Source organism: Stenotrophomonas sp. ESTM1D_MKCIP4_1 (genome assembly GCF_003086895.1).
In the GTDB taxonomy this organism is placed as follows: Bacteria; Pseudomonadota; Gammaproteobacteria; order Xanthomonadales; family Xanthomonadaceae; genus Stenotrophomonas.
Genome location: NZ_CP026004.1, coordinates 2,703,596 through 2,725,740 on the forward strand (window position 1 = coordinate 2,703,596; position 22,145 = coordinate 2,725,740).

Here is a 22,145-nt window from a genome sequence, read left to right on the forward strand (position 1 = left end):
GAAGGGGACGGAGGGGATCAAGTCGTTTGTGCCACCAACGACTTGATCCCCTCCGTGCCCTTTTTGCTTCATCATTCCGCGATGACCGTTCCCGCTGCCCGCCTGTCCAGCTTCTACCTGTTCTATTACGCGGCGCTGGGCGCCTTCACGCCGTACTGGAGCCTGTTCCTCACCGCGCGCGGCATGAGCGTCACCGCCATCAGCGTGATGATGGGGCTGTGGTACGCCACCCGTGTGGTGGCGCCCAGTACCTGGACGTCGTTGGCGGCGGCCTCGCCCCGCCCGATCCGCCTGCTGCGGGTGGGCTGCGTGCTGACATTGCTGAGTTTCGCGGTGTTCCTGCTGCCGATGCCACAGCCGTGGATGTACCCGGCGATGGTGGTGTTCTGCTTCTTCTACAACGCCGTGATGCCGCAGTTCGAGTCGATCACCCTGACCCACCTGGGCAGCGACAGCCATCGCTACGGCTTGATCCGGGTCTGGGGCTCGCTGGGCTTCATCGCCATCGTCACCCTGTTTGGCTGGTTGATCGAAGGCGATGGCACGCAGAGCCGCGCCGGGCTGTTGCCGTGGATGATGCTGCCCCTGTTCGCGCTGCTGGTTGCTTCGGCCTTCAGCAACCAGTACGCGCGTGGCATCGGCAAGGCCGAGGGTGATGCCAGCGGCTTCTGGCAGATCGTGCGCCGGCCGCCGGTGCTGGCGTTCTTCCTGGCCGCCTTCATGGAACAGTTGTCATTCGGGCCGTACTACACGTTCTTTTCGGTCTACATGGATCACCACGGCTACCGCACGTCCACGCTCGGCCTGCTGTGGACCATCGGCGTGGTGTTCGAGGTGGGCGTGTTCTTCACCATCGGCCGCTTTTTCCGCCGCTACGACGCCAGCTGGATGCTGCTGATCGCCCTGGTCAGCTCGTGCCTGCGCTGGGCGGTGACTGCATTGTTCCCGCAGAACCTGCCGGTGATGCTGCTGGCACAGACGGCGCACGCGCTGGGGTTTGCCGCCTTCTTCGCTGCCGCCATGCAGATGCTGGCCACCTACTTCCCGGGCCGGCTCAACGGCCACGGCCAGGGCCTGCTGTACGGTTTCTCGTCCGGCGTCGGCGGTGTGCTCGGCGCGCTCATCGCCGGCCAGCTGTGGACCATCGACCAGGGCCGCACGGCGTTCCTGGCGGGCAGCGGCTTTGCCTTGGTCGGCGCCCTGCTGTGCTTCTTCGCGCTGAGCCTGCCGCTGATCCGCGCGCGACGCAGCGCCCACCGCGCGCCGTAACGAAAACGCCGGGCAGTGCCCGGCGTCCTCGTCATCCTGCAGGTCGACTTACCAGACCAGATCGTCCGGCACCTGGTACTGCGGATCGGCGTACGGATCTTCCTCGACCGGTGCGTTCGGATCGACCTTCAGCGCCACCGAGGCGGCGAACACGGCTTCGGACTGGGCCAGCAGTTCGGCCGTCACCAGCAGGTAGCGGCCATTGAGCTGGACCACGCCCAGCTCACCCGCATTGAGGGCGGTCAGCTGTGCGGCGGTCACGTAGATGCGCTTGATCTTGCCGCCGTAGGGGAAGTGGCGGGCGATATCAGCCGCCTCGTCATTAAGCCCCTTGTCCTTCAGCAGTTCTTCCAGCTTGGCCTTGGCCTCGCGGCGCTGGCGCGCCTCTTCCTGCTTCAGGCGCTCGTTCTCGATGCGCTCTTCCTTTTCCTTCTGCGCACGGATGGCATAGGCCTTGGCCAGATCCATCTCTTCGGCGGTGCGCGGCTTGCGCGGGCCCTGCTGGCCCGGGCCACGGGACTGGCCGGGCTTGCCCGCCGCACCTTGGCCATGGCCACGACGCTCGCCGGGCTTGTGTTCGCCCCTGCCAGCGCCCTGCGGCTTTGCGTTGCCATTGCCACCCTTGCCCTGCGGGCGGCCATCGCGGCGGGGGCCATCGTTCTTGCGCTCGGGCTTGGGCGCTGGCTTGAAGCCCAGGCCCATCAGCTGGTCGCGGAGAGTATCGCTCATAAGAATCGGATCAGTAGTGCGGCGGCGGCGGTTCGCTCGCCGGATCGGAAGAATTCAATGCATTGCGGACCTTGCCCAGGTCTTCCAGCAGCACGCGCAGCACATCGGCATTGCGGGTGCCCTGCATGCGCGCATCGGCCAATGCATCACTCAGTTCGGCCAGCGCATGTTCCTGGAAGGACACACGCATCTCCAGTTCGACCAGGCGCGCTTCCAGCGCCTGTTCGCGTTCACTCGGCAACTCAGACATGCAACGAACGCCCCCGGCCAATGCCGTAGTAAGCCAGACCCGCCGCCTCGACCTCGGAAGGGTCGTACAGGTTGCGGCCATCGAACACCACCGCGTCCTTCAGCTGCGTGCGCAGCGCCTGGAAATCGGGGCTGCGGAACTGCTTCCACTCGGTCACCACGACCACCGCGTCGGCGCCCTGCAGGGCTTCTTCGGCACTGCCGCAGAACACCAGATCGTCGCGCTGGCCGAAAATGCGCTGCGCTTCGTGGGTGGCTTCCGGGTCGTAGGCGCGCACCGTGGCGCCGGCCTCCCAGAGCTGGGCCAGCAGGCGTCGGCTGGACGCCTCGCGCATGTCATCGGTATTGGGCTTGAAGGCCAGGCCCCAGACCGCAAACGTCCGGCCGCGCAGGCTGGCGCCCGCATCCGCGCCGTAATGGCGCTGGATGAGCTCGAACAGATGGCCCTTCTGTGCATCGTTCACGGCTTCAACCGCGTTGAGCAGCTTCGGCTCCAGGCCGTACTGCTGCGCGGTGCGGGCCAGCGCCTGCACATCCTTGGGGAAGCACGAGCCGCCGTAACCGGCGCCCGGGTAAATGAAATGCCAGCCGATGCGCGGGTCCGAACCGATGCCTTGGCGGACCTGCTCGATATCGGCGCCGACGCGCTCGGCGATGTTGGCGATTTCGTTCATGAACGAAATCTTGGTCGCCAGCATCGCGTTGGCGGCGTACTTGGTCAGCTCGGCCGAACGCACATCCATTTCCACCACGCGATCGTGGTTGCGGTTGAACGGTGCATACAGGCGGCGCATGACCGCCACCGATTCGGCGCTGGTGGCGCCGATGATGATGCGGTCCGGGCGCATGCAGTCAGCCACCGCGTCGCCTTCCTTCAGGAACTCGGGGTTGGACACCACGTCGAAGGCGATGTCGGCACCGCGCGCGGACAGTTCGGCGGCAATGGCCGCACGGACCTTGTCGGCGGTGCCCACCGGCACCGTCGACTTGTTGACCACCACGGTCGGCACCTGCATGTGCTGGCCGATGGTGCGGGCCACGGCCAGCACGTACTGCAGGTCGGCACTGCCATCCTCATCCGGCGGCGTACCCACCGCGATGAAGACCACCTGGCCATGGCCGATGGCGGCTGCGGCATCGGTGGTGAACGCCAGCCGCGACGCGGCGTGGTTGGCCTTCACCATCGGTTCCAGCCCCGGCTCGTAGATCGGGATGATGCCCTGGTTGAGGCCATCCACCTTGGCCTGGTCGATGTCCACGCAGACCACCTGGTGCCCGGCATCCGCCAGGCAGGTCCCTGTCACCAGACCGACGTAGCCGGTACCGAAAATCGCAACGCGCATGTCCGTGCAGACTCCTGGGGCTTACGGCAGAACGCCCAGCAGCTCGACGTCGAAGGTCAGCGTTGCGTTCGGGCCGATCGGACCACCCGGGGTGCCGTTTTCACCATAGGCCAGTTCGCCCGGGATCCAGAAGCGGTACTTGGAACCCACCGGCATCAGGGCGACGCCTTCGGTCCAGCCCTTGATGACCTGGTCCAGGCCGAATTCGGCCGGGCCGCGGCTGGCGGAACTATCGAACACGGTGCCGTCCAGCAGCTTGCCTTCGTAGTTCACGCGCACCTTGCTGCTCGGCAGCGGGCGCTCGCCGCTGCCCGGGCGGATCACCTGGTACTGCAGGCCCGAAGCAGTGGTCACCACGCCCGGCTGGGTCTTGTTCTTGGCCAGGAACGCGTTGCCTTCCTGACGGTTGGTCTGCGCGGCCTGGGCGGCCTTGGCCTGCATTTCGGCCTGCTTGGTGCCCATGAACGCCTGGATGGTGGCCTGTGCGTCCGCTTCGGTCATCTTCGGCTGGCCCTTGGCCAGCCCGGTGCTGATCGCTTCAAACAGCGAAGCGGTATCGATGTCGTCCTTCAGCTGGGCCAGCGACGGGCCGACCGAGTAGGAACCGATCATCTGCGCGACCTTGACGCGGTCGACCTTGGCCGGCTGCGAGCCCGGGGCCATGCCCGGAACCTGCTGGCCGTTGCGGGCCATCACGACCTGGCGCAGGGCCGCGTCGGTTGCCTTGGCCTGTTCCTGGGTGATCTGCGGCTGCAGGCCCTCGAACGAACGCTCGACAGCGGTGCGCAGGGCGGCCACATCGATTTCATCGGCGATGGGGGCGAACGACTTGGCCACATCCAGACCGATGGCGTAGCCGAGCTTCTGCTTGGGGGAATTCAAGGTTGCGGTCTCCTTGGCGGCCGCCGGTGCGGCCGGTTGTTGCGACAGGGCGACACCGGAGGTGCCCATCGCCAGAATCAGAACCGACGCCGCTGCGCCGCGCATTCCCATCTTCATTCGCTGCATTCCTGGAAGTGTCTGGGCGCCGACGTCGGCGCGAAAGCAAACATTGTCGCACGCACGCCGGAGATGTCGAGGCATGCGTGCCGTCATTCAATGGGTAGCCGGTGCAGCCAGCGCCTTGTCGATGGCCGCTTTCAGCTGCGGATCATCCGGGGTCACCTTGCTGGGGAACTGGGCGATGACCTTGCCATCGCGGCCCACCAGATACTTGTGGAAGTTCCAGCCGGGGGCGACGCCGGTGGCGGCGGTGAGACGCTGGTACAGCGGGGTGGCTTCCGCACCGATGACATGCACCTTCTCGAACATCGGGAACTTGACGCCATAGGTCAGCGTGCAGAAGTCCTGAATCTGCTTCTCGTCGCCGGGCTCCTGGCCCTTGAAATCGTTGGACGGGAAGCCGAGCACGGCAAAGCCCTTGCCGGCGTACTGCTTGTGCAGCGCTTCCAGGCCTTCGTACTGCGGGGTGTAGCCGCACTTGCTGGCGGTGTTGACCACCAGCAGCACCTGCCCGTGGTAGCGCTTTTCCAGATTGACCTGCTGCTTGCCTGCCAGCGGGCGGTAGCTCACATCAAGCAGGTCGGCGGCCAGGGCGCTGGCCGAACCGGCCAGGCCAAAGGCCAGCACGGTCAACAGGGACAGGCCGCGGAGGCGGCGCGGGAAGGCAGTGAGCAGAGGCATGAGGGTCGTTCCGCGGTAGCTGTTTCAAGGGGCCGGCCCGCTCCGGCCGGGAATCGGCCGAACTATAGCACCGGGCCCCGAAGCGCCTGCCATGGCAGCGGGCGCCTCACGGTGCACGGCGTGGCGGTTGGGCCCTGGACAGCCCCGTTGTGCGCACGGGAACACTGCGGCATCCCTGTTCCTGAATGGATGCCGGCAGGACGCCAGCCCTTCGCAAGGCATTATCTTCTTCAGGATCAATGACTTGAATGCCACACCCTGAATTGTGACCACCCCTGCCATCAGTTGGGTGGAATCAGGACTTGCACGACGGCGTGCCGGTGTTATAGTTGCATACAACACCAGTCACCTGAGACAGGGGGAAACCATGAACATCCGGATGCGACACCGCCATACCGCCTCTGCGGTGGCGACCGTATCAACGCTGTTGGCCCTGCTCTGGCTGGCCCTGCCGGCGCCACCGGCGCCGTCCCCTTCCGACACCCCGCAGGACGCAGCACCCTTCACGGCCGGGAACGCCGAATCTTCTCCCCCTCCCCCGCGTCGGCTGCACAGCTCCCTGTTCATGCCGTACTTCTCGTTCGCACAGCCGCTGACCCCACGGAGCTGAATATGAGCGACATCCAGTGGAGCGACGGCGCTCCCATCTACCGCCAGCTGAAGGAGCGCGTGATCGCCATGATGCTCGACGGAATCCTCAAGCCGGGCGATGCCCTGCCTTCGGTGCGCCAGGTGGCCGCCGATTACCAGCTCAACCCCATTACCGTTTCGCGCGCTTACCAGGAACTGGCCGATGAAGGCCTGGTGGAAAAGCGCCGCGGTCTGGGCATGTTCATGACCGAGCAGGCCGCCACGCAGCTGCGCAGCAGCGAGCGTGACCGCTTCCTCAACGAAGAATGGCCGGCCGTCCTGGAGCGCATCCAGCGCCTGGGCCTGAGCCTCGATGAATTGCTGCCCCAGGGGAAGATCTGATGAGTACCGTAGCGAGCGACGCCGTCATCACCGCCACAGGCCTGCGCAAGGCCTACAAGAACACCGTTGCCCTCGACAACGCCAGCTTTGCCATTCCCGCAGGCCGCATCGTCGGCCTGATCGGGCCCAATGGTGCTGGCAAGACCACCGCATTGAAGGCCATCCTCGGCCTGACCTCGGTGGAAGGCGAACTGTCCGTGCTGGGCCGCGACCCGCGCGTGCACCGCGATGAACTGATGAAGGACATCTGCTTCATCGCCGACGTGGCCGTGCTGCCGCGCTGGCTGAAGGTACGCGAGGCCATCGATTTCGTGGCGGGCGTGCACCCGCGCTTCGACCGCGCCCGCTGCGAGCGCTTCCTGGCCAACACCAAGCTGCAGCCGAAGCAGCGCGTGCGTGAACTGTCCAAGGGCATGATCGTGCAGCTGCACCTGGCCCTGGTGATGGCCATCGACGCCCGCATCCTGGTGCTGGACGAGCCGACCCTCGGCCTGGACATCCTGTACCGCAAGGAGTTCTACCAGCGCCTGCTGGAGGACTACTTCGACGAGCAGAAGACGATCATCGTCACCACCCACCAGGTGGAGGAGATCGAGCACATCCTCAGCGATGTGATGTTCATCCGCGATGGCCGCGTGGTGCTCAGCGCGGAGATGGACGAAGTCGGCGAGCGCTACACCGAGCTGCTGGTGGGTGCCGACCAGCTGGACACCGCCCGCGCTTTGAAGCCGATCGACGAGCGCGCGCAGGCCTTCGGCAAGACCGTGCTGCTGTATGACGGCGTGCCGCGCAGCCAGCTGTCCACCCTGGGCGAGATCCGCAATGCGGGCCTGGCCGATCTGTTCGTTGCTGTCATGAAGGGGACCTACGCATGAATGCCGTCAACCATCCGGTCAGTCCCGCAGGCACCCTGCGCTGGCTGCTCAAGCGCGAATACTGGGAAAACCGTGGCGGCTTCCTCTACGCCCCGGTCATCGCCGGCCTCGTCTCGCTGCTGATGAGTGCCATCGGCATCGGCTTCGGCCTGTTCGCCCTGCACCGCGCCGCCCGCGACGGCGGCCTGCATATCGACGGGGAGAACGTGAACATCAACGGCCTGGACCTGGCCCTGCTGACCCGCGACATCAGTGCCAAGGACATGGCCGACCTCGGCAACGGCCTGGACCTGACCCTGGTACTGAGCTCGACCTGGCCCTTCCTGGTACTGGCCTTCGTGGTGTTCTTCTACTGCCTGGGCGCGCTGTATGACGATCGCCGCGACCGCAGCATCCTGTTCTGGAAGTCGCTGCCGCTGTCGGACACCCAGACCGTGCTGTCCAAGGTGCTCAGCGCCCTGATCGTGGCGCCGCTGGTGGCCACCCTGGCAGCCATCGTCACCATGTTCGGTTTCCTGGTCATCATCAGCATCGTCGCCCTCACCCACGGCGGCAGCCCGACCACGCTGATCTGGGGGCCGGCCAGCCCGCTCACCCTGGCGGTGGGTCTGCTGGCGTGGATTCCGGTGTTCGTGATGTGGGCCCTGCCGACCGCCGGCTGGCTGCTGCTGTGCTCGGCCTGGGCCAAGAGCAAGCCGTTCCTGTGGGCCGTGATGCTGCCGCTGTTCGCCGGCATCATCGTCAGCACGACCAAGGCGATGAGCCTGTTCGACATGACCTCCGGCTGGTTCTGGAAGCATGTGGTCGGCCGCCTGCTGCTGGGCACCGTGCCGGGCATGGACCTGCTGTACCGCGAAGGCCTGCGTGGCAGCAACGATCTGGATTCGATCGCCGCGCTGCTGAGCCCGGCGCAGCACCTGCGGACGCTGGCCATGCCCGACGCCTGGATCGGCGCAGCATTCGGCGTTGTCTTCATCATCCTGGCCATCCGCCTGCGCAAGCGCGCTGGCGAAATCTGATCCCTTTCCGGAGAGACCACCATGCGTACCCTGCTCGCCTGTAGTGCCCTGTTGCTGCTGTTGCCGCTGTCGGTGCAGGCCGCCGACGCGCCGAACTGCAAGTTCTCCGCGCCGCGTTCGCTGAAGCTCGATGCTGCGGGCGCCAAGGCCGTCGTGTTCGAGGTCAACCAGCACGACCTGAAAGTGATCGCCAATGCCGGCGGCGGCCAGCTGGACGGCCGCGCCTGCGCCTCGGACCAGGGCTGGCTGGACCAGCTGGTGCTGGACCAGCGCCGCGAAGGCGACAAGCTGGTGGTCAGCCTGCGGCGCGACGGCCGGAGCGGCCTGACCATGGGCAACAGCTATGCGTGGCTGGACATCCGTGGCAGCGTTCCGGACAACCTGCCGCTGCAGTTCCGCATCGGCTCGGGCGACGCCAGCGTGGACAACGCGCAATCGCTGAGCATGGACGTCGGCTCCGGTGATGGCATCGCCCGCGGCACGCGCGGCAGCGTGCATGCGGCGGTCGGCTCGGGCGACCTCGATATTGCCGGCGCCGCTTCGCTGAACCTGCTCTCGCTGGGCTCGGGTGACGTCAAGGCCCGCAACATCGGCGGCGACGCCGTGGTCGGCACCGTCGGGTCGGGCGACCTGAAGATCAGCGATGTGCGCGGCAACGCACGGCTGGAGACGGTCGGCTCGGGCGACATCGGGTTCCGCCAGGTGAAGGGCAACGTCGAGATCGGCGTGGTGGGTTCGGGTGACGTGGACATCGACCAGACCGGTGGCAACGTGCACGTGCGCAGCCACGGTTCCGGCGACATCTCCGTCGACACGGCCGGCGGCAGCCTCACCGTCGATCACAGCGGCAGCGGTGAAGTCCGCCACCGCAACGTCGGCGGCAAGGTCACCCTGCCCCGCGGCAAGTAAGCCCCCCATCCATCCATTGCCTTGAAGGGAAACGCCATGAACCTGCTGCGCCTGATGCCTGCCGTCCTGCTGTGCCTGCCGCTGATTGCCTGTGGCGGCCCCTCCTCCACCGACAACTCGCCCGGCAAGGCGGTGGCCGAAGCCACCGGCGGCATCGGCCAGACCGTCAAGGAGGCCACCGACAAGGCCCGCGAGGAAATCGCCAAGGGCAACATCAAGATCTCCGCTGACAAGCAACCGCGCGCGGAGATCACCCCGGATGGCCGCCTGCTGATTGCCGGCAAGGAAGTGGAAACCACGCCCGCCCAGCGCCGCCAGCTGCTGGATTACCGTGGCCATATCGCCGGCATCGCCGAAGACGGCATGGCGATCGGCGTGGCCGGCGCCAAGCTCGGCGCCAGCGCCGCCAGCGAAGCGATCAAGGGCGTGTTCAGTGGCGACACCGACGGCATCGAAAAGCGCATCAACGCCGAAGCCGAGAAGATCGAGGCCCAGGCCAAACAGCTGTGCAACCGCCTGCCGGCGATGCTGGCCAGCCAGCAGGCGCTGGCCCGTGACCTGCCGGCATTCCAGCCCTACGCAACCATGGACCAGAGCGACATCTACGACTGCGACAAGAACGTCGTGGTCAACCGCTGACCCTGTGACACTTCGCCGCACCCGGCCGGCAGCCTGACCCGCTGCCGGCCGCGCGGGGCCGCCCGGGCTTACAATGGCCGCCCCCGATGCACCTGATTGAACCGCCATGAAGAAGCTGTTGCTGCTGCTGGTCGCCCTGTTCTGCCTGGGCCTGGCCGGCTGCGACCAGGACTACCGCAACCACCGCGCCGAGCGCGGCAAGCCCAAGATCTCCGTCAGCGAAAGCATGGTGACCGTGCGCCGCCAGCCCGCACCGAACATCATCATCCTGCCCGACGGCACGATGAAGATCGACGAGATCCAGATTCCGCTCAACGATGGCCAGCGGCAGATGCTGCAGACGATGTTCGGCAAGCTGCAGGTGCTGCGCCAGAACACCCTGGTGGCCGCCCCGGCCGACCCGGACATGCAGCCGGTGAAGATCCAGCCGCCGGAGGGCATGGAGGTGATCCCGCCGGACCTGGTGCAGACCATTCCGGAGTTCAAGGATTACACCGAGACCTTCGGCAACATCGTCGCCGACCGTCGCTGACACGAAAAACGCCGCCGCAGGGCGGCGTTTTTGTTTGATCCGGCAATCCGCCGGGCATGGCCCGGCGCTACCCATCACGCAATCAGCCGCCGGCGCCACCACCACCGGCCTGGATGCCACCGGCGGTCAGCGCGGTCGGATCCAGCAGGCGGCGCAGCTCGGCTTCACCCAGGCCACTGTCTTCCAGCGCCACGTCCAGCACCGGGCGCTGCTCCTTGTAGGCACGCTTGGCGATCGCGGCGGCTTTTTCATAGCCGATGATCGGGTTCAGTGCGGTCACCAGGATCGGATTGCGCGCCAGCGCCTCGGCTACGCGGTCTTCGCGCACCTTCAGCCCGGCGATGGCACTGTCGGCCAGCAGGGTGGACACGTTGGCCAGCAGGCCGATGCCATCGAGCAGGTTCACCGCAATCAGCGGCAGCGTCACGTTGAGCTGGAAATTACCGGTCTGGCCCGCCACCGTGATGGCGGTGTGGTGGCCGATCACCTGCGCGCAGGCCATCACCGTCGCCTCGGGAATGACCGGGTTGACCTTGCCCGGCATGATCGAGCTGCCCGGCTGCAGCGCCGGCAGTTCGATCTCGCCCAGCCCGGCCAGCGGACCGGCATTCATCCAGCGCAGATCGTTGGCGATCTTGATCAGGGCCACCGCCAGCGCATTGAGCTGGCCGGACAGTTCCACCGCATCGTCCTGCGCGGCCAGCCCCTCGAACTTGTTTGCGGCGCTGTCGAACTTGAAACCGGTCAGCTGCTTGAGGGACTTGGCCACCTGCGCGCCAAAGCGCGGATCGGCATTGATGCCGGTGCCGATGGCGGTGCCGCCCAGCGGCAGGCGACGCACGCGCTTGAGGCTGTCCTCGATGCGCTCCTGCGCCGACGCCAGCTGCGCCGACCACGCGCCGAATTCCTGCTCGAAGGTGAGCGGCATTGCATCCATCAGGTGGGTGCGGCCGGTCTTGACCACCTTGCGCAGGCTGCGGCCCTTCTTGTCCAGGGTCTTGCGCAGGTGCACCAGCGCCGGCAGCAGATGCTCATGCACGGCCAACACCGCCGACACGCGCAGCGCCGTCGGGATCACATCGTTCGAGCTCTGGCCCTGGTTGACGTGGTCATTGGGATGCACCGTGGTCTTGCCCGCCTTGCCCGCACGGTTGGCCAGGGTGGCGATGACCTCGTTGGCATTCATGTTCGAGGACGTTCCCGAGCCGGTCTGGTAGACGTCGATCGGGAAATGCGCGTCCCAGTCGCCGGCCGACACTTCGGCGGCGGCCACCTGGATGGCCTTGGCCACGACCTTGGGCAGGTGGCCCAGCTCGGCGTTGACACCAGCGGCGGCCCCCTTCACCAGGCCCAGTGCGCGGATGAAACCGCGCGGCATGCGCTGGCCGGAGACCGGGAAATTCTCGACGGCGCGCTGGGTCTGCGCGCCCCACAGGGCGTCAGCGGGCACCTGCAGCTCGCCCATGCTGTCGTGTTCGATACGGAACTTCGCGGTTCCACCCTTGCTTGCAGCTTTGCTCATTGCATCGACTCCGCACTACTTCTGTTGGGGAAAGGGAAGCGGCGGCTGGCAGCGGGTCGCTTCCCGGGGCTGGCGGCTGTGCCAACGATACTCCCTTGTCCGCAGCAGGGGACAACGCCAATGGACCGCATCGTCCGATGGGTCGCACCGTCCGATGGCCGGCGAGCGCGAAGCGCGGCAGCCCGCAGCGTCGTAGAATATGGCCCCCGCCGCTCGCCCCAGCCCTGCCGACATGTCCGATTACGCCCTGCTCGCCCTGTCCCCGCTCGATGGCCGCTATGCCGGCAAGGTCGACGCCCTGCGCCCGATCTTCTCCGAGTACGGCCTGATCAAGGCCCGCATCACGGTCGAAGTCGAGTGGCTGCTGGCCCTGGGCGCCGAGCCGGGCATCGTCGAACTGGCCGCGTTCTCCGAGGCCGCCACCGCCCGCCTGCGTGCCCTGGCCGCCAACCTCACCCCGGCCCAGGCCGCGCGCGTGAAAGAGATCGAGCGCACCACCAACCATGACGTCAAGGCGGTGGAGTACTTCATCAAGGAACAGCTGAAGGACGACGCCGAGCTGGCCCCGGCGCTGGAATTCGTGCATTTCGCCTGCACCAGCGAGGACATCAACAACCTCAGCTACGGCCTGATGCTGGAACAGGCCCGCCGCGAAGTGCTGCTGCCGAGCCTGGACGGCATCGCCGCCACCCTGCGCACCCTGGCCCACGCCCAGGCCGCACAGCCGATGCTGTCGCGCACCCACGGCCAGACCGCCTCGCCGACCACCCTGGGCAAGGAGCTGGCCAACGTGGTCGCCCGCCTGGAGCGCCAGCGCCGGCAGATCGCCGCGGTAGAGCTGACCGGCAAGATCAACGGTGCGGTGGGCAACTACAACGCCCACGTTGCCAGCTACCCGGCGGTGGACTGGCCGGCCTTCGCCGAGCGCTTCGTGACCAGCCTGGGCCTGGTGTTCAACCCGTACACCACGCAGATCGAGCCGCACGACAACATCGCCGAGATCGGCGATGCCGCGCGCCGCGCCAACATCATCCTGATCGACCTGGCCCGCGACATCTGGGGCTACATCTCGCTGGGTTACTTCAAGCAGCGCCTGAAGGAAGGCGAAGTCGGCTCGTCGACGATGCCGCACAAGGTCAATCCGATCGATTTCGAGAATGCCGAGGGCAACTTCGGCATCGCCAATGCACTGTTCGAGCATTTCAGCGCGAAGCTGCCGATCAGCCGCTGGCAGCGCGACCTGACCGATTCCACCGTGCTGCGCGCACTGGGCACCGCGTTCGGTCACGGCCAGGTGGCGCTGGATTCGCTGGCCAAGGGCCTGGGCAAGCTGGAAGTGAACCCGCAGCGCCTGGACGCGGACCTGGATGCGGCCTGGGAGGTGCTGGCTGAGGCGGTGCAGACGGTGATGCGTCGCCATGGCCTGCCGAACCCGTACGAGCAGCTGAAGGCGCTGACCCGTGGCCAGGGCATCACGGCGGAGTCGATGCGTGCGTTCGTGGAGACGCTGGCGCTGCCGGAGGATGCCAAGCAGTCGCTGCGTGAGATGTCCCCGGGTAGTTACACGGGTCTGGCTGAGGCGCTGGCTCGCAAGATCTGAGGGGTTCCTTTGCGGCGGCGGCCGCGGGCGCTGCCTGCGGCAGGCAACAGCAACAGCAACGGCGATTCTGGCTCTGGGTTGCTGCTAGCTTGGCGGGGCGGGTTGGGTTCGCGGGACACGCCGTGAACCCGTCCATGGGGGCTCGTAGGCGCCATCCATGGCGCCTGCGGTCCCGCGAACCCAACCCGCCCCACCCCTGACAGTTTCCTGGTGACGGTAGATCCACGCCATGCGCGGATGACGTTGTCGGGACGGAATTTGAAAGAGGGACGCGGCTTCGCCGCGTCCCTCTTTGTTTTGGGGCGCCCGCACATTCCCGACAATGGTAGATCCACGCCATGCGTGGATGACGTTGCGGGGAGAAAGCTCCATCCACGCATGGCGTGGATCTACTGGCGTGGCGGGCCGCGCAGAAAACTGCCAGGGGCCGGGTGGGTGGGCTGCGCGGGGGCGTGAGCCGCATGGATGCGGCGACCGAGCTTACATGGACGTACTTGCAGCGTCCCCCGCGCAGCCCACCCGCCCGGCCCAGCCCATGAAGCCGGTCGACTAACAGTCGACCCTACCAAAAGGTCGCCACGAGGGGCTCCGCCGTTGGCCGATACCCCCGCGACAAACCATCGCACGTGCGCAATCCGGACGAACGGCGGACAATGGGCACCTCGGCGGCCCGCCACGCCGCCCCTCCCGCTTTCCGCTGCAAGGAATCCCCCATGGCCGCCCGCAAGTCCTCCGCTCCGCTCATCGAAGTCACCGCCCGACCCGGCAAGCCGCTGGGCATGGCCCCGGCCACCTTCCTGCGCGACTTCTGGCAGAAGCGCCCACTGCTCATCCGCAATGCGTTCCCCGATTTCCAGACCCCCGTCCAGCCGGAAGACCTGGCCGGGCTGGCCTGCGAAGAAGGCGTGCTGGCACGCCTGATCCAGCACGACAAGGCGCAGGATGGCTGGCGCGTGCGCAGCGGCCCGTTCCAGGAAGACGTGTTCCCCGCCCTGCCCGACCACGACTGGACCCTGCTGGTGCAGGACGTCGACAAGTGGGACCCGGATGTGCGAGCCCTCATCGAGCACTTCAGCTTCCTGCCGCGCTGGCGCATGGATGACGTGATGATCAGCTTCGCCGCCACCGGCGGCTCGGTCGGCGCCCACGTCGACCAGTACGACGTGTTCCTGCTCCAGGCCCATGGCCACCGCCGCTGGCAGATCGACGCCAGCGAATCGATCAAGGGCAAGCGCCCGCCGCTGGGCTTCCGCCCCGACGTGGAACTGAAGCTGCTGCAGGTGTTCAAGCCCACCCATGACTGGGTGCTGGCGCCGGGCGACATGCTGTACCTGCCGCCGAACGTGCCGCATCACGGCGTGGCCGAGGATCCCTGCCTCACCTTCTCCTTCGGCATGCGCGCACCGGCGTCGGCCGAGCTGATCAGCGATTACCTGGATACGCTCATCGCCGATGCCGACGAGAACATCCGCTACCAGGATCCCGACCTGAAGGTGCCGGCCGACCCGAACGAGATCGACACGGTGGCGATGGCGCGGGTGATCACCGCGCTCAACGCGATCCGCATGAACGACCCGGACAAGCTGGGTGACTGGTTCGGCCGCTTCATCACCACCTACCGCGCAGCGGGCGAGGTGATGGCCCACCAGGCCGCACCCGCGCCGGAAGAAGTGGTGCAGGCGCTGGCCTCGGGCCTGCTGCTGCAGCGCCACCCGTGGGCGCGCCTGGCCTGGCGCCGGGCCAAGCGTGGCGCCAGCCTGTATGTCAGCGGGCAGGATTTCGCCCTGCCGGTCAAGGATGCCCAGCGCCTGGCCGGTGCCGAGCAGCTCGACGCGGCCGCCTACCGCGGCCTGTCCGACAAGGGCCGCGCCGTGCTGCAGCAGCTGCTGGTCGGCGGCGTCTTCCAGCTCATCGATCCCAACGAGGTGTATGACGGCGAAGACGACGCTGAAGACCAGGACGGCGTGCTCGGCGAGGTGGTCGAAGGCCATGCCCAGGTGGCCGAACTCGACGACGAGGTGGTGTCCGACGACGTGCATGCCGTGACCGTGCATGACGACGGCATCGAGGTCATCGTCAACTTCGAGGACCACGACGAAGACGACAGCAGCGACGGCCGCGCCTGAGCCATGGCCACGGTCCGGGTCCAGCAGGTCAACCACGCCGATGCCCACGTCGCCATCCACGATGTGCGGCAGCGGGTGTTCGTGCAGGAACAGGGCATCGCCGCCGAGCTGGAGCGTGATGCGCTCGACCCGGTCTGCGCCCACGTGCTGGCGCTGGACGCCGACGGCCAGCCGGTCGGCACCGGTCGCCTGACCCCCGATGGCCGCATCGGCCGCATGGCGGTGCTGGCCAGCCACCGCAGCCAGGGCGTCGGCGAGGCGCTGCTGGACACGCTGGTCGCTGCCGGGCAGGCCCTCGGCCTGGCCGAGGTGCACCTGCACGCGCAGCTGCCGGCCCGTGATTTCTACGCCCGCCAGGGCTTCCTGCCCGAAGGCGAGGTGTTCGAGGAGGCCGGCATCGGCCACCAGCAGATGCGCCGCCGGCTGGGCGTGGCCAGCGCCATCGACAGCCGCGCCGAAGCCGTGGCCATCACCACCGCCATCATCCACCGCGCCCGGCGCCAGCTGTGGCTGCACAGCCGCCAGCTGGACCCGGGCCTGCTCGATGCGCCCCCCGTGCAGGCGGCCCTGCGCCGCTTCGCCACGGCCCGCCACGAAAAGCAGCTGCGGGTGATCGTGCACGACGCGGCGGCGATCGCTGCGGCCGGGTCACCCCTGCTGGCGCTGGCCCAGCGCCTGCCCACCGTGATCCAGTTCCGCGAAGTGAGCGATCCGATCGACCGTGCGTTCGCTTCGGCCTGCCTGGTCAACGACGCGGGTGACTTCTACTTTCGTCTTATCGGCCATCGACTGGATGGCGAGGCAGGCATCGGCCTTCCGGCACGTTCGCAGCCGTTCGCGCAGCAATTGCAGCGCGTCTGGGACCGTTCGCGCGATTGCAGCGAACTGCGCGCGCTCGGCATCTGATGCTGCCGCCCCGGACAAACCTGTCTGGGAGCGACATCGGGGGACGCGCAATACCGCTGGCGGTGCCCCTTCGTGTCCGGATGGGGGTACAATTTGGCCGTTTGAACGCGCCCGTGCAGGGCTATTCATCTTCCTGCAGGGTCCTTCTGAAGCCATACCCCACAAAGCGAATCAACACCCTCCATCGTGGACAATCAACTGAAGCAGTTTGCGCAATCTTCGCAACTCGCCGGCGGCAACGCCTCCTATGTCGAGGACCTGTACGAGCAGTACCTGGTCTCCCCGGATAGTGTCGATCCCAAATGGAAGACCTACTTCGACGGCTTCAAGGGCCGTGAAGCAGGCGACATTCCGCACTCGGCCGTCATCTCCCACATTGCGGACGCGGCCAAGGATGCGCTGAAAGCTGGCACCGGCACTGGTGCGGGCGACGAGCGTGAGCGCAATGTCGGTCGTCTGATCACCGCCTACCGTTCGCGCGGCCACCTCGATGCCCGCCTGGACCCGCTGGGCCTGACCACGCCGGTCAACACCCCGGACCTGGGCCTGCCGTTCCACAGCCTGTCCGACGGCGATCTCAACAGCGAGTTCAGCACCGGCGGCGTCGGCGGCCAGCCGCGCATGAAGCTGCGTGACCTGCTGGCGCGCCTGAAGGCGACCTACACCGGTTCGATCGGTGCAGAGTTCATGCACATCGCCGAAGTCGAGCAGCGCCAGTGGATCTACAAGAAGCTGGAACTGGCCGGTGGCAACTACCAGCTGGACGCTGACACCCAGCGCCGCACGCTGGAACGCCTGACCGCCGCCGAAGGCCTCGAGCGTTACCTGCACACCAAGTACGTCGGCCAGAAGCGCTTCTCGCTGGAAGGCGGCGACTCGCTGATCCCGATGATGGACACCATCATCCGCAGCGCCGGCAAGGACGGCGTCAAGGACGTGGTCGTCGGCATGGCCCACCGTGGCCGCCTGAACGTGCTGGTCAACACCCTCGGCAAGAACCCGCGCAAGCTGTTCGACGAATTTGAAGGCAAGTTCGAGCACGACGAGCACGCCTCGGCCGGCGACGTGAAGTACCACATGGGCTTCTCCGCCGACGTGGCCACCGAAGGTGGCCCGGTGCATCTGGCACTGGCGTTCAACCCGTCGCACCTGGAAATCGCCGACCCGGTCGTGGCCGGTTCCGTGCGTTCGCGCCAGGAGCGCCGCAAGGACACCGCCCGCAAGCAGGTCATGCCGATCCTCATCCACGGCGACGCGGCCTTCTCCGGCCAGGGCGTGGTCATGGAGCTGTTCCAGATGTCACAGGCCCGCGGCTTCGCCGTCGGCGGCACCGTGCACATCGTGGTCAACAACCAGGTCGGCTTCACCACCTCCAACCCGCTGGATACGCGCTCCACGCGTTATGCCACCGACGTTGCGAAGATGATCGCCGCCCCGGTGCTGCACGTGAACGGCGATGACCCGGAAGCCGTCGTGTTCGCTGCACAGCTGGCCTTCGAGTTCCGCCAGAAGTTCGCCAAGGACGTGGTCATCGATCTGATGTGCTACCGCCGCTGGGGCCACAACGAGGCCGACGAACCGGCGATCACCCAGCCGCTGATGTACCAGGTGATCCGCAAGCACCCGACCACCCGCGAGCTGTACGCCGAGCAGCTGGAAAAGGCAGGCGTGATCGCCGCCGGCGCCGGCAAGGCGATGGTCGATGCCTACCGTGACAAGCTGGACGGTGGCGAAGTGACCACCGAACTGGCCAAGGTCGAGAAGACCCCGCCGACCAGCCCGCTGTTCGTCGATTGGCCGAAGCTGCTGGAAGGCAAGCTGTCCGATGAGATTTCCACCAAGGTGGACAAGGACAAGCTGGTCGAACTGGCCAAGCTGATCAACACCGTGCCGGAAGAAGTGCAGCTGCACTCCCGCGTCTCCAAGGTCTACGACGACCGTCGCAGGATGGCCGCCGGCGAGATCCCGGGCGACTGGGGCTTTGCCGAGAACCTGGCCTACGCCACCCTGCTGGACGAGGGCAGTGCCCTGCGCCTGGTCGGCCAGGACGTCGGCCGCGGCACCTTCACCCACCGCCACGCGATCCTGCACGACCAGAAGACCGACAACTACTACCTGCCGCTGCGGCAGCTGGTGGATTCGCCGGAGAAGGCCACCATCATCGATTCGCTGCTCAGCGAAGAAGCGGTGATGGCCTACGAGTACGGTTTCTCGACCACCGATCCCAACACCCTGTGCATCTGGGAAGGCCAGTTCGGCGACTTCGCCAACGGCGCCCAGGTGGTGATCGACCAGTTCATCGCTGCCGGTGAAGCCAAGTGGGGCCGTATTTCCGGCCTGACCCTGCTGCTGCCGCACGGCTATGAAGGGCAAGGCCCGGAACACAGCTCGGCGCGCCTTGAGCGCTTCCTGCAGCTGTGCGCGCTGGAAAACATGCTGGTCGTGGTGCCGTCCACCCCGGCACAGGCTTTCCACATGCTGCGACGCCAGCTGCACCTGACCACCCGCAAGCCGCTGGTGGTGATGTCGCCCAAGTCGCTGCTGCGCCACAAGCTGGCCGTGTCGACCCTGGACGAACTGGCCAACGGCGAGTTCCAGCATCTGATCGGCGATGCCAATGCCGATGCGAAGAAGGTCAAGCGCGTGGTGCTGTGCTCGGGCAAGGTCTACTACGACCTGCTGGAAGACCAGACCAAGCGTGGCCAGGACGACGTGGCGATCATCCGCGTGGAACAGCTGTACCCGTTCCCGCGTGCGCTGCTGGCCGCCGAACTGAAGAAGTACGGCAATGCCACCGACGTGGTGTGGACGCAGGAAGAACCGCAGAACCAGGGTGCGTGGTACCAGATCCGCCACCACCTGCAGTTCTGCCTGGCAGATGGCCAGAACCTGCACTACGCCGGTCGCGCGCGCTCGGCTTCGCCGGCTGCCGGCCACATGGCTGACCACGTCCGCGAACAGCAGCAGCTGATCGCCGATGCACTGGTCAACCCGTTCAACGACACGTTCGCTGAATAACCCTCCCCCTATTTAGAAGACAAACCAGGAAGCTCCCGCAATGGCCACCGAAGTCAAAGCCCCGGTACTGCCCGAATCCGTCGCCGACGGCACCATCGCCACCTGGCACAAGAAGGTGGGCGACGCCGTCAAGCGCGACGAAAACCTGCTTGACCTGGAAACCGACAAGGTCGTCCTGGAAGTGCCGTCGCCGGTCGACGGCGTGATCAAGGAGATCAAGTTCAAGGAAGGCGACACCGTGACCTCCAGCCAGGTCGTGGCGATCATCGAAGAAGGCGCCGTGGCTGCTGCCCCGGCTCCGGCCGCTGAAGCCGCTCCGGCGGCAGCCGCTGCCCCGGCCGCTGCTGCTCCGGCAGCCGCTGCTGCGCCGGCCCCGGCTGCCAAGTCGGCTGCCGACAGCCTGCCCCCGGGCGCCCGCTTCACCGCCATCACCGAAGGCGTGAACCCGGCTGACGTCGACGGCACCGGCCGTCGCGGCGCGGTCACCAAGGAAGACATCGTCAACTTCGCCCGCAACGGCGGCGCCGGCAAGGCCGGTGGCGCACGTCCGGAAGAACGCGTGCCGATGACCCGCATCCGCAAGCGCATCGCCGAGCGCCTGATGGAGTCGAAGAACTCCACCGCCATGCTGACCACCTTCAACGAAGTCGACCTGTCCAAGGTGTCGGCCGCGCGCAAGGAACTGCAGGACGAGTTCGTCAAGGCACACGGCATCAAGCTGGGCTTCATGAGCTTCTTCGTGAAGGCCGCTGCCAACGCCCTGCAGCGCTTCCCGCTGGTCAACGCCTCGATCGACGGCGACGACATCATCTACCACGGCTACTCGGACATCTCGATCGCCGTGTCCACCGAGAAGGGCCTGGTTACCCCGGTCCTGCGCAACGTCGAGCGCATGTCGTTCGCCGACATCGAAAAGACCATCGCCGACTACGCCAAGAAGGCGCGTGACGGCAAGCTGGGCCTGGACGAACTGCAGGGCGGTACCTTCACCGTGACCAACGGCGGCACCTTCGGTTCGCTGCTGTCGACCCCGATCATCAACCCGCCGCAGAGCGCCATCCTGGGCATGCACGCCATCAAGGAGCGTCCGATCGCCCAGAACGGCCAGGTCGTGATCGCGCCGATGATGTACCTGGCGCTGTCCTACGACCATCGCATCATCGATGGCAAGGACTCGGTGCAGTTCCTGGTGGACATCAAGAACCAGCTGGAAAACCCGGGCCGCATGCTGTTCGGCCTGTAAGAGACCTCCCGCCCCTCCGCGCCTGCGCGGAGGGGTTCTGGTATAGCAACAAGGACTATTTCAATGGCTGAACAATTCGACGTCGTCGTCATCGGTGCCGGCCCGGCCGGTTACCACGCTGCCATCCGCGCGGCACAGCTGGGCCTGAAGACCGCCTGCATCGACGCAGCGCTGGGCAAGGACGGCAAGCCGGCCCTGGGCGGCACCTGCCTGCGCGTGGGCTGCATCCCGTCCAAGGCGCTGCTGGATTCCTCGCGCCAGTTCTGGAACATGGGCCACATCTTTGGCGACCACGGCATCAGCTTCAAGGATGCCAAGATCGACGTCGAAGCGATGGTTGGCCGCAAGGACAAGATCGTCAAGCAGTTCACCGGCGGCATCGCCATGCTGTTCAAGGCCAACAAGGTCGCCACCTACTACGGTTTCGGTGAACTGCAGCCGGGCAACGTGGTCAAGGTGAAGCAGCACGACGGTTCGGAAGTTGAACTGAAGGGCACCAACGTCATCATCGCCGCCGGTTCGGATTCGATCGAACTGCCGTTCGCCAAGTTCGACGGCGAGACCATCGTCGACAACGTCGGCGGCCTGGACTTCACCGAAGTGCCGAACCGCCTGGCCGTGATCGGCGCCGGTGTCATCGGCCTGGAACTGGGCAGCGTGTGGAAGCGCCTGGGCGCTGAAGTCACCATCCTGGAAGCACTGCCGGAGTTCCTGGCCGTGGCCGACGCCGAAGTGGCCAAGACCGCTGCCAAGGAATTCAAGAAGCAGGGTCTGGACATCCGCCTGGGTGCCAAGGTCTCCAAGACCGAGATCACCGGCAAGGGCAAGAAGAAGGAAGTCGTTGTCACCTACACCGACAGCGAAGGCGAGAAGACCCTGACCGTGGACAAGCTGCTGGTGGCCGTCGGCCGTCGCGCCGCCACCAAGGGCCTGCTGGCTGAAGGCACCGGCGTCAAGGTCAACGAGCGTGGCCAGATCGAAGTCGACGCGCACTGCCACACCGGCGTCAACGGCGTCTGGGCGGTCGGTGACTGCGTGCGCGGCCCGATGCTGGCGCACAAGGGCTTCGAGGAAGGCATCGCGGTTGCCGAACTGATCGCCGGCCTGCCGGGCCACGTCAACTTCGACACCATCCCGTGGGTCATCTACACCGAGCCGGAACTGGCCTGGGTCGGCAAAACCGAAGCGCAGCTGAAGGCCGAGGGCATCCCGTACAAGGCCGGCAGCTTCCCGTTCGCCGCCAACGGCCGTGCCGTGGCGATGATCGAACCGGCAGGCTTCGTGAAGGTGCTGGCACACGCTGAAACCGACCGCATCCTGGGCATGCACCTGGTCGGTGCCAACGTCTCCGAGCTGGTGCACGAAGGTGTGCTGACCATGGAGTTCAGCGGCTCGGCCGACGATCTGGCGCGCATCTGCCACGCCCACCCGTCGCTGTCGGAAGTCGTGCATGACGCCGCCATGGCCGTCAGCAAGCGCGCCATCCACAAGGCGAACTGATCGTTTGCCTT

19 protein-coding genes are annotated in these 22,145 nt (G+C 66.5%); 13 read left to right on the forward strand and 6 right to left on the reverse strand.

Translation table 11 applies throughout. From position 1 onward, the window contains the following. Positions 1-81: 81 nt before the first annotated feature. A complete protein-coding gene (locus tag C1924_RS12390; RefSeq protein WP_108765573.1) occupies positions 82-1,269 on the forward strand; it encodes an MFS transporter in 1,188 nt (395 codons plus the stop codon). Between the two features lie 48 nt (positions 1,270-1,317). Here the strand turns inward: C1924_RS12390 and C1924_RS12395 are convergent, their stop codons facing one another. The 5 genes from C1924_RS12395 to C1924_RS12415 form a co-directional block, all read right to left on the reverse strand. Further along, on the reverse strand, positions 1,318-1,998 hold the full coding sequence (locus C1924_RS12395) for a DUF2058 family protein (RefSeq protein ID WP_108765574.1): 681 nt from the start codon (positions 1,996-1,998) through the stop codon (positions 1,318-1,320). A gap of 10 nt (positions 1,999-2,008) precedes the next feature. Further along, positions 2,009-2,248: a SlyX family protein gene (locus C1924_RS12400; RefSeq protein ID WP_108765575.1), complete on the reverse strand. Its 240-nt coding sequence runs from the start codon at positions 2,246-2,248 to the stop codon at positions 2,009-2,011. Continuing rightward, positions 2,241-3,590 (reverse strand): UDP-glucose/GDP-mannose dehydrogenase family protein, encoded by a 1,350-nt coding sequence (locus C1924_RS12405; protein ID WP_108765576.1) that lies wholly within the window; start codon positions 3,588-3,590, stop codon positions 2,241-2,243. Before C1924_RS12405 ends, C1924_RS12400 begins: the two co-directional genes overlap by 8 nt. A gap of 21 nt (positions 3,591-3,611) precedes the next feature. Then, entirely contained in the window at positions 3,612-4,589 is a 978-nt protein-coding gene (locus C1924_RS12410; RefSeq protein ID WP_108765577.1) for an FKBP-type peptidyl-prolyl cis-trans isomerase, read from the reverse strand. Positions 4,590-4,685: 96 nt separating this feature from the next. Then, positions 4,686-5,273 carry a glutathione peroxidase gene (locus C1924_RS12415; RefSeq protein ID WP_108765578.1) on the reverse strand — a complete coding sequence of 196 codons (588 nt, stop codon included), beginning with the start codon at positions 5,271-5,273 and terminating at the stop codon, positions 4,686-4,688. A gap of 612 nt (positions 5,274-5,885) precedes the next feature. Between C1924_RS12415 and C1924_RS12425 the strand changes: the two genes are divergently transcribed. From C1924_RS12425 to C1924_RS12450, 6 genes are all read left to right on the forward strand, one after another. After that, a complete protein-coding gene (locus C1924_RS12425; RefSeq protein ID WP_108765580.1) occupies positions 5,886-6,245 on the forward strand; it encodes a GntR family transcriptional regulator in 360 nt (119 codons plus the stop codon). Then, complete coding sequence (locus tag C1924_RS12430; protein WP_108765581.1) at positions 6,245-7,120, forward strand: ABC transporter ATP-binding protein; 876 nt, start codon at positions 6,245-6,247, stop codon at positions 7,118-7,120. Before C1924_RS12425 ends, C1924_RS12430 begins: the two co-directional genes overlap by 1 nt. Then, complete coding sequence (locus C1924_RS12435; RefSeq protein ID WP_108765582.1) at positions 7,117-8,139, forward strand: hypothetical protein; 1,023 nt, start codon at positions 7,117-7,119, stop codon at positions 8,137-8,139. The genes C1924_RS12430 and C1924_RS12435 overlap by 4 nt, the downstream gene beginning before the upstream one ends. 21 nt (positions 8,140-8,160) lie before the next feature. Continuing rightward, positions 8,161-9,048, forward strand: coding sequence for a hypothetical protein (locus tag C1924_RS12440; protein ID WP_108765583.1), 888 nt, complete (start codon positions 8,161-8,163; stop codon positions 9,046-9,048). A gap of 36 nt (positions 9,049-9,084) precedes the next feature. Continuing rightward, positions 9,085-9,687 carry a hypothetical protein gene (locus C1924_RS12445; RefSeq protein WP_108765584.1) on the forward strand — a complete coding sequence of 201 codons (603 nt, stop codon included), beginning with the start codon at positions 9,085-9,087 and terminating at the stop codon, positions 9,685-9,687. Positions 9,688-9,793: 106 nt separating this feature from the next. Next, on the forward strand, positions 9,794-10,219 hold the full coding sequence (locus C1924_RS12450; protein WP_108765585.1) for a hypothetical protein: 426 nt from the start codon (positions 9,794-9,796) through the stop codon (positions 10,217-10,219). An 82-nt stretch (positions 10,220-10,301) separates the two neighbouring features. On the opposite strand, the gene C1924_RS12455 is transcribed toward C1924_RS12450, so the two are convergent. Beyond that, positions 10,302-11,741 (reverse strand): class II fumarate hydratase, encoded by a 1,440-nt coding sequence (locus C1924_RS12455; protein WP_108765586.1) that lies wholly within the window; start codon positions 11,739-11,741, stop codon positions 10,302-10,304. A gap of 232 nt (positions 11,742-11,973) precedes the next feature. Between C1924_RS12455 and purB the strand changes: the two genes are divergently transcribed. From purB to lpdA, 6 genes are all read left to right on the forward strand, one after another. Then, the gene (purB, locus tag C1924_RS12460) at positions 11,974-13,341 is read left to right on the forward strand and encodes an adenylosuccinate lyase (RefSeq protein WP_108765587.1); all 1,368 of its coding nucleotides are present in this window, start codon (positions 11,974-11,976) and stop codon (positions 13,339-13,341) included. A 713-nt stretch (positions 13,342-14,054) separates the two neighbouring features. After that, on the forward strand, positions 14,055-15,467 hold the full coding sequence (locus C1924_RS12465; RefSeq protein ID WP_108765588.1) for a cupin domain-containing protein: 1,413 nt from the start codon (positions 14,055-14,057) through the stop codon (positions 15,465-15,467). Positions 15,468-15,470: 3 nt separating this feature from the next. Next, entirely contained in the window at positions 15,471-16,373 is a 903-nt protein-coding gene (locus C1924_RS12470) for a GNAT family N-acetyltransferase (RefSeq protein WP_108765589.1), read from the forward strand. Positions 16,374-16,559: 186 nt separating this feature from the next. Then, positions 16,560-19,391, forward strand: coding sequence for a 2-oxoglutarate dehydrogenase E1 component (locus C1924_RS12475; protein WP_108765590.1), 2,832 nt, complete (start codon positions 16,560-16,562; stop codon positions 19,389-19,391). Between the two features lie 40 nt (positions 19,392-19,431). Continuing rightward, complete coding sequence (gene sucB, locus C1924_RS12480) at positions 19,432-20,634, forward strand: dihydrolipoyllysine-residue succinyltransferase (protein WP_108750050.1); 1,203 nt, start codon at positions 19,432-19,434, stop codon at positions 20,632-20,634. A gap of 63 nt (positions 20,635-20,697) precedes the next feature. Beyond that, positions 20,698-22,134, forward strand: a complete 1,437-nt coding sequence (lpdA, locus tag C1924_RS12485; RefSeq protein ID WP_108765591.1) for a dihydrolipoyl dehydrogenase — start codon at positions 20,698-20,700, stop codon at positions 22,132-22,134. Positions 22,135-22,145: the final 11 nt, after the last annotated feature.

Bases quoted from the DNA above. Each gene is read 5' to 3' on its own strand.
- C1924_RS12390 (WP_108765573.1), top strand. From the start codon at position 82: ATGACCGTTCCCGCTGCCCGCCTGTCCAGCTTCTACCTGTTCTATTAC.
- C1924_RS12395 (WP_108765574.1), bottom strand. From the start codon at position 1,998: ATGAGCGATACTCTCCGCGACCAGCTGATGGGCCTGGGCTTCAAGCCA.
- C1924_RS12400 (WP_108765575.1), bottom strand. From the start codon at position 2,248: ATGTCTGAGTTGCCGAGTGAACGCGAACAGGCGCTGGAAGCGCGCCTG.
- C1924_RS12405 (WP_108765576.1), bottom strand. From the start codon at position 3,590: ATGCGCGTTGCGATTTTCGGTACCGGCTACGTCGGTCTGGTGACAGGG.
- C1924_RS12410 (WP_108765577.1), bottom strand. From the start codon at position 4,589: ATGAAGATGGGAATGCGCGGCGCAGCGGCGTCGGTTCTGATTCTGGCG.
- C1924_RS12415 (WP_108765578.1), bottom strand. From the start codon at position 5,273: ATGCCTCTGCTCACTGCCTTCCCGCGCCGCCTCCGCGGCCTGTCCCTG.
- C1924_RS12425 (WP_108765580.1), top strand. From the start codon at position 5,886: ATGAGCGACATCCAGTGGAGCGACGGCGCTCCCATCTACCGCCAGCTG.
- C1924_RS12430 (WP_108765581.1), top strand. From the start codon at position 6,245: ATGAGTACCGTAGCGAGCGACGCCGTCATCACCGCCACAGGCCTGCGC.
- C1924_RS12435 (WP_108765582.1), top strand. From the start codon at position 7,117: ATGAATGCCGTCAACCATCCGGTCAGTCCCGCAGGCACCCTGCGCTGG.
- C1924_RS12440 (WP_108765583.1), top strand. From the start codon at position 8,161: ATGCGTACCCTGCTCGCCTGTAGTGCCCTGTTGCTGCTGTTGCCGCTG.
- C1924_RS12445 (WP_108765584.1), top strand. From the start codon at position 9,085: ATGAACCTGCTGCGCCTGATGCCTGCCGTCCTGCTGTGCCTGCCGCTG.
- C1924_RS12450 (WP_108765585.1), top strand. From the start codon at position 9,794: ATGAAGAAGCTGTTGCTGCTGCTGGTCGCCCTGTTCTGCCTGGGCCTG.
- C1924_RS12455 (WP_108765586.1), bottom strand. From the start codon at position 11,741: ATGAGCAAAGCTGCAAGCAAGGGTGGAACCGCGAAGTTCCGTATCGAA.
- purB (WP_108765587.1), top strand. From the start codon at position 11,974: ATGTCCGATTACGCCCTGCTCGCCCTGTCCCCGCTCGATGGCCGCTAT.
- C1924_RS12465 (WP_108765588.1), top strand. From the start codon at position 14,055: ATGGCCGCCCGCAAGTCCTCCGCTCCGCTCATCGAAGTCACCGCCCGA.
- C1924_RS12470 (WP_108765589.1), top strand. From the start codon at position 15,471: ATGGCCACGGTCCGGGTCCAGCAGGTCAACCACGCCGATGCCCACGTC.
- sucB (WP_108750050.1), top strand. From the start codon at position 19,432: ATGGCCACCGAAGTCAAAGCCCCGGTACTGCCCGAATCCGTCGCCGAC.
- lpdA (WP_108765591.1), top strand. From the start codon at position 20,698: ATGGCTGAACAATTCGACGTCGTCGTCATCGGTGCCGGCCCGGCCGGT.